The sequence below is a fragment of the Dyadobacter sp. 3J3 genome, from assembly GCF_009801115.1.
GTDB lineage: Bacteria > Bacteroidota > Bacteroidia > Cytophagales > Spirosomataceae > Dyadobacter.
The window spans coordinates 157653-170205 of record NZ_VTOL01000005.1 but is presented as its reverse complement, the minus strand read 5'-3'; the positions used below and the strand labels follow the sequence as shown (position 1 = coordinate 170205).

Below are 12553 nucleotides of genomic sequence, written 5' to 3'. Positions count from 1 at the left end.
CAGGCGTTGTTACAACCGGAGCGGCGGGTGTTGTACATGGTGCAGCAGCCACATTTACGACTATCGCTGAACGGGGACTTTCACAAGTTCCTACACTTTGGCTAACATAATAAGTTGTACTACCAACCGTCGCAGTCGAAACTGCTGGTGCGGTGGCAGATGCTGTTCCGCCTGTTATACTTGTTCCATACCAGTTTAAAGTGGCGCCGGAAATAGCGGTTGCTGTTAAAGTTGCACTCTGACCGACTGTTACATTTACAGGCGTTGTTACAACCGGAGCGGCGGGTGTTGTACATGGTGCAGCAGCCACATTTACAACTATCGCTGAACGGGGACTTTCACAAGTTCCTACACTTTGGCTTACATAATAAGTTGTTGTTCCGACAGCGGAAGTGGAAGGTACAGGTGCGGTTGCAGAAGCTGTTCCACCCGTTGCGCTGGTTCCATACCAGTTTAAAGTAGCACCCGATAATGCCGTTGCTGATAGAGCTACCGGTGCCGCATTTTGAATATAACTAACAGGAGAAACCACAACAGGAGTTGCAGGTGCTACGCAAACTACATTTACAACTATCTCTGAACGAGGACCTTCACAATCACCCACTTTCCGACTTACAAAATATGATTTCGTTCCAGCAGTAGCAGTACTTGGTGTTGGTGCAGTTGCAGATCCAGTTCCACCAGAAGCTGCATTATACCATAAATAACCAGCTGCGGATGGTAAAGCAGTTGCTGCATCGCCAACCGAATAATTGACAGGACTAGCTACTACCGGAGCTCCTGGAATTGCATTAACAGTAAAAGCCGAACTTGGATCACCAACGACAGCCGGTATACTTGTTGTGACTCTGATTTTATATGCACTCCCGGCAGTAGAAGCTACTGGGATAACTCCATTCAATGGGGAAGTTGTTCCAGTTCCAATAACATTTGGCGTTGCAGGAAATACACCAGTTTCATCAGACAATTCAGCCGAAAAAATAGTCCCGGCCGTAACGGTACCAGTTGCAGTATAAGCGACTGTTACAGATGCGCCAACGCAAACTGAGGCTGGATTAATAGCACCGGTAGTAATGGCAGTCTGCGCAAATGAAGAAGCTATCCCTACAATAGCGGCAATGCATGCAAAAATTCCTTTTCTAATAAATGTTTTTTTCATGTATCTATCTTAATATCTTTCTACTTACCCCTTAATGAAAGGTAAAGTTAGAGATATTTTTCAAATACATTTCTTATGAATTAACGAAGAATGCTTTTACGTTCCAGAAGTGACATATATACTACATCGTGAATTTTCCTGCGGGTGCGCTGCGTGGTAATACTGTTGTTTTCAGCATCGGGGTGAATACGGTTTGACAAAAAGACAAAAAGCAGATCTTCATCCGGATCCATCCAGACAATCGCTCCTGTAAAACCTGTATGTCCAAACGAATTTACCGACGCCTGAGCAGAAACATAAGCGCTGTTTCCATCCGATGGTGCTTTATCCCATCCTAAACCTCTGTGATGCGCTTCATCATACATTCTGGAAAAAAGCGGAACGGTACCCGGAGCAAAAAACTGTCTGCCGCCGTAATTACCTTTCCATAAATTCATTTGCATCAACACCGCCAGATCAGTCGCGGTAGAAAACAGGCCCGCATGTCCGGAAACCCCACCTTGCACCGCTCCCATCTGGTCATGAACCGTTCCCTGAATCAACTGGCTCCGGAAACGGTAATCCTGTTCTGTAGGTGCAATTTGTTTTTCCGAAAAATGATGCAGTGGATCAAAGCCTGTGTAAGGCAATCCCAGCGGTTCATAGATATTGGCAGCCACGAAAATGTTTAGCGGCTGTCCGGTTATTTTCTCAATCACTTTTTGCAAAGTCAGAAAACCCAGGTCACTGTATACATAACCGTATTTGCCCGTTTTATCTTTTGAATTATTCATGGGAGATTTCACAACCCATTTCCAGACAGAATCCCGCAAAGCAGGTTTTGCGAAAAGTTTTGGAGCCACCTGAAGATTATAAACACTATCCGGTTTCGAACTATAATATTCAGGTAGTAAACCTCCGGCACTTGTTTTTGTCCTGTCCCATAGCGTCGGATAAAAAGAAACCAATCCGGAACGGTGCATCAACAAATCACGAATGGTGAAATTTTGTTTATTGGTACCAATCAATTCTGGTAAGTAATGAGAAGCTCTTTCATCCAGATCAATGAGTTTACGATCATAAAGTAACATTAAAGACTGCAAAGTCGCGGCTACTTTTGTCACAGAAGCGACATCGTAAATCGTTTCAGAAGTTACACGTTCCGGCGTACGGTAGTTTAATCCTCCAAAAGATTTATCATATATAATTTTTCCTCTTCGCGCCACCACAACCTGACAACCCGGAAATACATGATCCGTTATAGCCGCATTCGCAATGCCGTCAATTTTTTGTAACATACCCGCATTCATTCCAACACTTTCGGGTGTGCCGAAGCTGATCCGGTTCAAAGCCTCAGTTTCAATTCCATCTCCGGCTTTGTAGGAAAGAACAGAAACCGGCAACTTTCCTTTTGAAGCCAGCGCGCCAAAAATAATCTGCGGAACAATTTCCTGCTGATCCAAACCATCCTGGTTTGCACAGATCAATGCATCTGTTTCAGGGAAAAACTGAATACTGTATGGACTGCCGAACAAACATAAAATAACTTTTTTACCACTTTGTTTTAATTGTTTTACAAACTCGGCAGTACCCGTTGAAATCCCATAATTATACTTTGGATTTGATGAAATCCCGGTTACTCCAACCACAACCGTTTCATACGTTTGCAGGTAACTAAGCATTTGCAAAATTTCCTCCTGAGACGGATCCGACAGGAAGGCATAAGGCCTGATAGGCTTATACGTTGACAGCATTTTCTGGAAAACAGAAGTGCTTCCCTCACCGATTAGAACAGACGCCATGGTCTGTGCGGTAATGGACGTGATCGGTAAAATATTATTGTCATTCCGAACAACCGTAACGGAGGCTTCTGATAATTCGCGGTACAATTCCTTGCTTTCTTCTTTGTTAAGGTCTGAATACAAATTATTGATATCAACAGGTTTATATTGACCTAAACCTGACCAGTATTTGGCTTGTAAAATCCGTTTAACCTTATCATCCAGAAACTTCTGAGTGATCGTTCCCTGATTAAGCGCATCTTTTATTTTAGTAATCGTTTCTGCTACATTTTCAGGATATAATAAAACATCATTCCCCGCAATGAGTGCTTTCAGATTTACCTCAGCAGCACGACCAGTTTTCAAAACGCCGCGCATATTCATCGCATCCGTAAAAACAAGTCCACGAAAACCCATCTGGTTTTTCAATAAACCGGTAATAACTTTTTCAGACAATGAACTGGCAAGCTGTGGCGAATTATCCAAAGCCGGAATAAATAAGTGCCCGCTCAAAACACCCATCAAACTATCCGCTATAAGTTGTTTGTAAGGATACAGGTCAATATTATCTAACTGGTCTGCCGAATGTGTTAAAACCGGCAGCGTAAAATGCGAATCAGCATCAGTATCACCATGCCCCGGAAAATGCTTGGCTGTGGCGATAATGCCATTATGCTGCAACCCTTTCATATAGGCAACCGCTTTCCGCGTTACATTTTCACGGTCCTCACCAAAAGAACGTATCCCGATGACAGGATTTTTAGGATTACTATTAATATCAGAAACAGGCGCAAAATTTATCTGAATTCCCAGACGACGGCACTGTTGGGCAATGTCACTACCCATTCGATAAACCAGCTCATCATCCTGAATCGCTCCTAAAACCATTTGTTTTGGAAAAGAAATGGTACTATCCAAACGCATCCCCAAACCCCATTCACCATCAATCCCGATAAAAAGAGGAACTTTTGAATGTGCCTGATAATGATTTGTCAACTGAGCCTGACGAACCGGACCGCCCTGAAAAAAGATCAATCCGCCTAAATGAAAATCGTCAATGAGTTTATCAATATAGCGCGTATTTGCCTCTTCCCTGTTCGAAAAAGTAGCAACCATAAAAAGCTGTCCAATTTTTTCTTCAAGCGAAAGCGATTTCAATGTACTGTCGACCCACTGATTTTCAGGCAAAACTATTACCGGCTCAGCACGCCTTTTCGGAGCTCTAAACAGTTTCTTTTCTACAACAGGTTTTTCGATTTCGGCATAGGTTTCCCTGGTCTGGATTAACTTCCAGGCAACGGATACAGAACCAAAAAAGACCAAAATTAAAATACCTGCAACTACCCGAATACGGCTTCCCAACCTTTTTTCCATCTCTATTATCCCAATCTTTATAAGGAAGTATTATTCAAAATATTTAAGGTCGTTGAGTCAAATTTTTCTTTCTTTATTTATATCAACAACAATTATGAACCGCAAAAAATCCGCTTTTTCATAGTTTTAAGGCAATTCTAATGTTTAGCTGTTAGCTTATGGCCGTTGGCTTTTAGCTGGTGGCTCATTATCAGACTGTTGCTAATTTCACTATTAAAAATTAATAACAAAAACATTAGACGGTCAAATTTCTAAAAGTCTCTTCCAGTGACTTTCCTGATTGCCTTAATACTTCAAGCGAGCTGTCACTTACTACACGGCCTTTGTTTATGATAATCACGCGGTCGCATAGTGCTTCCACTTCCTGCATAATATGCGTTGAAAAAAGGACGGTTTTATTGTGTCCGGCTGTGCGGATCAATTCTCTGATTTCCTGGATCTGGTTTGGATCAAGACCTGTTGTAGGTTCATCCAGAATAAGTACCGCCGGATCGTGCAGGAAAGATTGGGCTAAGCCGACACGCTGACGATATCCTTTGGAAAGCTGACCGATTTTTTTCCGTTTTTCAACTTCTAAACCACAAAGATTGATCATTTCATCCACACGTGATTTTAAAACTGAACCACGCATTCCATATAGTTTTCCCGAAAAAAGAAGAAATTCGCGAACGTACATATCAAGGTATAATGGATTGTGCTCTGGTAAATACCCTATAGCACGGCGTGCGGGCATAGCTTGTTGTTGAACATCAAAGTCTGCAACGGTTGCTGTTCCCGAAGTGGAGTTCAAATAACCCGTAAGAATCTTCATGGTTGTAGATTTTCCTGCGCCGTTTGGACCAAGAAAACCAACAATTTCTCCGGGCTTCAGGGAAAAGGAAATCCCGTCCACCGCTCGCTGCGTTCCGTATACTTTTGTAAGATTCGTTACCTGAATTGACATTTCTTAGTTTTTTTTCGTTCGGGGAACTTCCGGATAATCGTTCGGGCGATCATCGGGGGTAATCGTTAGAGTAATCGTTGGGGTAATCGTTAGATTAATCGTTGGGGTAATCGTTGGGGTAATCCCTTGTGGTTACCCTTTTCCCCCCGATCTTCTTCAAGCTTATAATCCCGATCTCCTTCACGCTATAAGCCTGATCTCCTTTTACTTTTCGGTAAATATCTGGAATTCTTTTTAACTATCCGGAAATTCTGTCGAATTTCCGGATAGTTTTCTGTCGAATTCCCGGATAGTTTTTGGGCGAATTTCCGGATAGTTCTTTGGGCGACCACGAGGGTCGCCCCTACACCTTTAAAAATAATTTATTTCTCCATAACAAATACATGAACGCCCATTGTACGCCTATAAATGCAAGAACACCACCAACGGCTTGTACAGGTTCGGGGAAGAAATCCAATAGTCCACCGAATAGTGCTTCTGCTGTATATTCAAAATCAATATAACGGCCGACCATATAAATCACGATCGAGTTCATTCCAATTACTACGAAAAAGAATGTCCAGCGACGATAATTCAACACATCTACGATCCAGTAGAAAAATGCGAGCAACAATACACTACATCCGCCCGCGCACAGCACAAACGAACTCGTCCACAAATTCTTATTGATTGGAAATACAATATCCCAAAGTTGAGAGATAATTAAACTTACAACACCGCCAGCTATCAGATAAAGTACTTTTTTGTTTTGAGAGAGTTTCGTAGGATCTGTCCGTAAAATTTCACCGGAAAATATTCCCATCAAACCTGTTGCAATAGCAGGAATTGTAGAAACCAAACCTTCCGGATCATGAATTTTCAAGTGTAAACGTCCCGGAAGAATCATACGGTCAAAATAACTGGCAGGATTACACTCCATCGTCATCAATCCGGCTTCGCATCCGGGAACCGGGAAATACATCATAAAAGCCCAATAGCCTAATAATAATCCTGCAAACCAGATCCAGCGACTTGTTTTTCCGGTGTATAAATAAATAATCTGCGCAAACATTCCCGCCAAGCCAATACGGCCCAACACACTTGGATAGCGCATATTATGCCACTCTGTATGAAAAATTCCGTTGTTATAAATGACCCCCAAAAACACAAGAATCAGACCTCTTTGGATTACTTTACGGATCAAATCTGATGCTGGCACCCCTTTTTCCAAACGGCTTCCCAATGAAAAAGGAGTTGATACGCCAGCCATAAAAAGAAAAGTCGGGAAGATTAAATCATAGGCACGAAAACCATTCCAGTCAGGATGCGTAAGCTGGTGTGCAATAAGTACTGCCCAGGACCAGCCGGTAACTTTGGCTAAAACAGCAAAGATATCTTCGCCACCGGAAATCCAAAACATGTCAAACCCGCGCAGCGTATCCAAAGACAGCAACCGGTGCGAAGTAGAATTTTCTTTCATTAGAAAAATTAGGGAAAAGGAAATAAAATTTGGTATAAGTAGTACTTATGAAAAACTTTTATGGCGTAGGTTCATAAACACAACTACAATTACTGGATTCTTACTGAAAAATACTATCGGCGGGAATGCGCATAAGTAATTTTATTTAAATAAGCCTATTTGTGTAAAGGATAGTGAAAGAAGTTTGGCGGACAGATTTTTCATCCGGGGTTTATATTCTTTCCAAGCCGATCTTCGTTAGTACCATCAATATTCATTTCAACAAAATGCCGTCCATGAAAAAACTCATCTTTTTATTTCTGGCTTTAAGCGGATTACTATTTACAGGCTGCGCGACTTCCGGTAATTCATCTTCAAGCGATTCAGAAGATTATCAGGAAACAACGACAATTAACCCAAAGCTGAATAACAAAAGACTTGAAAAAAATCTCGAAAAATTCGCAGCTGATCTTGACCTTTCCAAAAGACAGGTAAAACAGATCAAAAAAATTGAAAAACGTTACGCGCGTAAAGACAGGAAGCTGTCCAAAAATGACGATGCAAAACGCCGTGATCATAAACAACTGGCAGAAGCAAAAAGAGAAGAGATTTTGTATGTTCTGACAAACGAACAACAGCAAAAACTGGAAGCATTGTCAAAGAAAAATCGGTTTAGTTTTGATCGGATTTTTGGGAAATAGAAATATTTATACCGCCACAAATGCACGAATTTTCACAAATATTTTAAAACCAATTCGTGAAAAATTAGTGCATTCGTGGCAAAAAACTATTGCAGCCTTTCCAGCCAGGCCTGAACCGTAGGTCCCGTCATATTAAATAACAACCCAGGCAAAATCCCAAGTAAAACCGAAAGAATAGCAAGCGGCACTAAAAGCGCCGTTTCACGAATTGTTAAATCAGTTAGTATGATTGAGCTGTCATTTTTATACCAAAACGAGCCAAAAAACATACGCTGATACGTCCACAAAAAGTAAGCTGCTGCCAGTACAATTCCCAAAGTAGAAAGTGCAGGTATCCAGACAGGCATAGCGTTAGCTTGAAATGCTCCCATCAAAGTAAATAACTCTCCAACAAAACCTGAGAAGCCCGGTAAGCCTAACGAAGCAAAAAATGCGATTCCGGTTAAAACGGTATAGCGAGGCATCGGGCCGATCAATCCACGGTAATTATCAATTTTACGGTCGTGTGTACGATCGTAGATAACACCCGCCAAGAGGAATAACATCGACGAAAGTACACCGTGACTCACCATTTGATATATGGCTCCATTGATACCTTCGGCTGTGAAGGCGGCAATACCGAGTAAAACAAAACCCATGTGAGAGACGGAAGAATAAGCGATCATCTTTTTCAGGTCACTTTGTCCCAAGGCATTAAATCCACCGTAAACAATTGAAATCATTCCCAAAATTGCCAGCGGAACCATGCTGTATTGTGCTTCAACAGGGAAAAATCCGTCAACAATTCTTATAAAACCATATCCTCCTATTTTCAAAAGTATTCCTGCCAACACTACCGAAATAGGTGTTGGCGCTTCTACGTGGGCATCCGGCAACCAGGTATGGACAGGAACAACGGGTAATTTCACCGCAAAACCGATAAACAAAAACCAGAAAGCCAGTAAACGAACCGGAATTCCGAATAGAATAAATTCAGTTTCAGGACTTAAAATGGAGCCCGGGATATAATTTCCGGCATCCGACAAATATGAAAAGCGAAACGTATGTACCAGTTGATCTGCACCGATTCTGCCATCCGCAAGCCATTGCTGAATTTGTAAAATGATGTCCGTTTGCACGAGATCTTCCGGTCCTAAAATCCCTACCGCTCGCGCAGTTTCTACCGGATCAATTACGGAAAGATATAATCCGATCATCACGATCAGGATCAATAAAGATCCGAAAAATGTATAGACAAAGAATTTAAGCGCTGCATATTCTCTTCTTGGTCCGCCCCATAAACCAATGAGGAAATACATGGGCAGAAGCATGAATTCAAAAAATAGATAGAAAAGGAAGAAATCCTGAGCCAAAAAACAGCCAATGATACTGGCACTCAGAACAAGATATAAAGCAAAATACGCTCTCGTTTTTTGATCAATACTCCATGAACTGATCATTCCGACAAACAAAACAACAACAGCTAGTAACACCAAAGGGAAACTGATCCCATCAACTGCCAATGCATAATCAATTGAAACCGTTCCAAGGGAACCAATTGGAAGTGTAATCCAGTCTGCGGTTTCGCTTAATTGAAAACCAGTATTTTGATTATCAAAAAAGAGAAAAAGGGAAAGTCCGGTTAACAATTCCAACAACAAAACGGAAAGCGCAATCAATCTGAAATCACCAGGCCGCTGAGACGGCCAGACAGAAACGGCTGCGGCTCCGAATAATGGAATGGCTATCAGTAAGGAAAGTATATGATCAATCATTAGGATAAACTGAAACGAATATATGATAAAGAGCAAACCGCGCTCCTGAATTATTTTCTTATAAAATCATTAACCACAAAACCAGAAGAACTACTCCTAGCGCCGTTACTAAATAATAGGATTGTATTTTCCCGTTTTGTAATTCACGAACTCCCTGCCCGGCCGATTTTATTGTAAAAACAGTCAATTTAACCCCGCCGTCAACAATATTTCTGTCGCCCCAACTTAACACATGCGCCATTACCACGCTCCATTTTGCCACGCCATCCACAAAGGAATTGATAATTTTAACTTCAAACTGCATTAAACCGGCAGAAATAAAAGCAAAGGATTTGATGAAAAAATTCTCTCTGGAAAATTCATTTAATCCAGCTAATTTTTTCAATACAGGAATTGAGTTTTTAGCATTTCCGGAATACATTGAAAATGGATCTTCCGCCCTTGTCTCTCTGAATGCAAGAAAAATACACAGAACCGTAATGCCGGTTGCAACGAAAGGCACCCATAGAATATGTCCGAATTCCTCTGCTCCTACCAGTTCTAAAAACCAGCCGTAAGATGCATCAAAGGGATTCCATGAAAACCAGATAAAAATGGAAAGTGCTGCTAACAAAGCCATCGGCCCCCACATGCTGACCGGAGATTCATGCGGATGAACGGATTTGAAAATCTGGTATCGCTTTTCACCTAAAAAGATCAGCCAAACCTGGCGTGTCATATAATAAGCAGTCACTCCGGCAGAAATCATAATGATGACCGGGAAGAAATAAGCCCAGGCTCCATGTTTTTCAGCCCAGAAAAACGCTTCGACGATAATCGCGTCTTTTGACAAAAATCCTGAGAAAAACGGAAGTCCGGCCAAAGCGGATGAACAAATCACAAAACAGATAAAAGTGATCGGTAAATATTTCCGAAGCCCACCCATGGTCCGCATATCCTGCGGATCAAAAGTATCGTCGATGTCCGAAGGTGTGACCGCGTGAATGACAGAACCGGCAGAAAGAAATAATCCGGCTTTGAAAAATGCGTGCGTTGCCAAATGAAAAAGGGCAGTCCGCCAGCTACCAAGTCCGACAGCGATCACCATCAGACCCAACTGAGACATGGTTGAATAAGCCAGCACTCTTTTAATATCCCAAACCTGCGTTGCTTTTACCGCACCGATCACCATTGTAATAGTTCCTATGCAAGCGATGACAATTTGTGCTTCGGGTGTTAATAAAAATGAAATTCTGGCTAGTAAAAATATCCCGGCTGCAACCATCGTCGCTGCGTGGATTAATGCAGAAACAGGTGTTGGGCCTTCCATCGCATCCGGCAACCAGCCGGACAATGGGAACTGAGCCGATTTACCCATACAACCTCCGAAAAGGCATAAACCGATTCCCGTTAAAATTCCCGGATCAAGCGATTGAATCGAAGTGGCAAGCACCTCAAAGTCGGTAGAGCCAATATAGTAAAACAGCATTAAAATTCCGGTCAGGAAAGCTGCATCTCCAATTCTGTTTAAAACGAATGCTTTCTGTGCTGCCCAAACCGCGCGTGGTTTAAAATACCAGAAACCAATTAACAAATAAGAGGAAAGACCCACCAATTCCCAGAAAATGTACATCACCAGAAGATTTCCGGCAAGTACAATCCCAACCATGGAAAAAAGGAAAAGCTGAATAAAAGCAAAATACCGGTGAAGACTGTTGTCGCCATGCAAATAAGACATGGAATAAATTTGAACCAGAAAAGCGACAAAATGAACAATGATCAGCATAATCAGCGTCAGTTCATCGAATCGGAAAGAAAGTTCAATATTGGTTTGGCCGATAAGGGCCCAGTTCATTTTAACCGTGTGAAGCGTATCAATATCAGCATAAAAAATACTGATAGCAAGGCCAATCGCCGTAATAAAAGCGCCAATCCATCCTGCTGGTTTGTTCAGGTTTTTTCCGCCAAGCCACAAAACAAAAAATGCCAGAATCGGTAAACCCAGAAGCAAGGACGCAGGTACGGTATAAGCAGTTTCTGACATTGAGGTGAGTATTCGTTAAGTCCGGCAAATATCCTGAATTACTCGCCGATTTCAAACTAGACTAAAGGTCTTTCTCGATATCTTCCAGCTTTTCACTTTCGCTGCCGTGCAGCACAGTCAATAACTCTTTGATATCGTAAATATTTTTGTTGTATGAATTTCCTAAAATAATAATAACAGCCTCATCTTCCGGACAAATCCAGAACATGGAATTATATCCTTTCCACCATCCGCCATGATAAATAAACCGTGTGGAATGATCCGGTTTTACATGCATACGGAATCCGTAACCATAATTTCTGATTCCGTCGCGTTCAAAACTTCTCGGTGTCCAGGCTTCCGTCAGAAGCTTTTTATCGATTAACAGTCCCGAAGTCAACCCTGCATAAAAACGATAAATATCACCAGTGGTGGAATACAAACCTTTATCTCCAACGACATCATCATAATAGTCTTTGGCAAGCATTCGCCCGTATTGATGCCCGACGGTGCGATACATCATCGCGCTTTTTGAAGTATCTGTTACCAAAACGGTATTATTCATTCCGAGCGGCGTGAAAATTTCATTATGCACAAAATTGTCAAAAGAACCGCCACTTACCTTTTCAACAATGGCTGCTAGTACACAATAGTTTGTATTACAATAATTGAAAGAGCGACCTGGCCTATTATATGGCTGCGGTGTTGGCACCACCTTGGCATACCAATCCATGATCGTCATATTGACAGGAAATTTTTTACCGTGGCGAACGCTATCCGGGAAAGAATAAATATAATTTGGCAAACCACTTCTGTGACTTAACAGCATATCCACTTTCACTCCATGGTATGGGAAATCAGGAAAAAACCGTTGTACGGAATCATCCAGACTGACTTTCCCTTCCTGAATCAATTTCAGAACAGCAACTGCCGTAAAAGGTTTTGACAAAGAAGCCAGTTGAAACTTGGAATGACTTTGCAGCGAATCCTTATCCCTCAAATGCGCATATCCAAAAGAATTCTGATACAGTACCTTTCCTTTTTGAACAATCAGTACGTTTCCGTTGAAACCAGCATTCCTTTTCCTCCTGAAAATATCTTGAATTTGTTCAATTTTAGCTAATGTTTTCGCATCAGGATCCTTGATCTCAACAGGATCTAAATTGGGATTCGACTTGGCGTTTCTTTTGAAATTCACCAGATCGTGCGATCTGCTGTTCCTCACCCATCCCCAGGAAAGCACTATTACAAATACGGCAAATAACGCCGCCCACCACATTTTCGGCTGCACTTTTTTCAACATAGGCTTTTGGCCAATTAAGTTTTTTAAACGTTAAATACTAACGATGAACAGTTAGCATTTTCTATATTTTATCTAATCTATTTCAATATGATAGCAACCCGGTTATGCGTTATCTTCGT

Annotated in this window: 7 protein-coding genes and 1 pseudogene; 1 reads left to right on the top strand and 7 read right to left on the bottom strand. The window is 41.7% G+C overall.

The window, feature by feature from the left end:
• The 4 genes and pseudogenes from FZF08_RS12650 to FZF08_RS12635 form a co-directional block, all read right to left on the bottom strand.
• Positions 1-1159: pseudogene (locus FZF08_RS12650) on the bottom strand (hypothetical protein); the annotation flags it as partial.
• 80 nt (positions 1160-1239) lie between these two features.
• Positions 1240-4293, bottom strand: coding sequence for a glycoside hydrolase family 3 N-terminal domain-containing protein (locus FZF08_RS12645; RefSeq protein WP_159469282.1), 3054 nt, complete (start codon positions 4291-4293; stop codon positions 1240-1242).
• A 235-nt stretch (positions 4294-4528) separates the two neighbouring features.
• On the bottom strand, positions 4529-5236 hold the full coding sequence (locus tag FZF08_RS12640; RefSeq protein ID WP_159469280.1) for an ATP-binding cassette domain-containing protein: 708 nt from the start codon (positions 5234-5236) through the stop codon (positions 4529-4531).
• Between the two features lie 343 nt (positions 5237-5579).
• Positions 5580-6695, bottom strand: a complete 1116-nt coding sequence (locus tag FZF08_RS12635) for an acyltransferase family protein (RefSeq protein ID WP_159469278.1) — start codon at positions 6693-6695, stop codon at positions 5580-5582.
• 275 nt (positions 6696-6970) lie between these two features.
• On the opposite strand from FZF08_RS12635, the gene FZF08_RS12630 reads away from it, so the two are divergent.
• Entirely contained in the window at positions 6971-7375 is a 405-nt protein-coding gene (locus FZF08_RS12630; RefSeq protein WP_159469276.1) for a hypothetical protein, read from the top strand.
• A gap of 86 nt (positions 7376-7461) precedes the next feature.
• On the opposite strand, the gene FZF08_RS12625 is transcribed toward FZF08_RS12630, so the two are convergent.
• From FZF08_RS12625 to FZF08_RS12615, 3 genes are all read right to left on the bottom strand, one after another.
• Positions 7462-9129, bottom strand: coding sequence for a NuoM family protein (locus FZF08_RS12625; protein ID WP_159469274.1), 1668 nt, complete (start codon positions 9127-9129; stop codon positions 7462-7464).
• Positions 9130-9187: 58 nt separating this feature from the next.
• Positions 9188-11152 (bottom strand): NADH-quinone oxidoreductase subunit L, encoded by a 1965-nt coding sequence (gene nuoL, locus FZF08_RS12620; RefSeq protein ID WP_159469272.1) that lies wholly within the window; start codon positions 11150-11152, stop codon positions 9188-9190.
• A gap of 61 nt (positions 11153-11213) precedes the next feature.
• On the bottom strand, positions 11214-12434 hold the full coding sequence (locus tag FZF08_RS12615; protein WP_159469270.1) for a serine hydrolase: 1221 nt from the start codon (positions 12432-12434) through the stop codon (positions 11214-11216).
• Between the last annotated feature and the right edge of the window lie 119 nt (positions 12435-12553).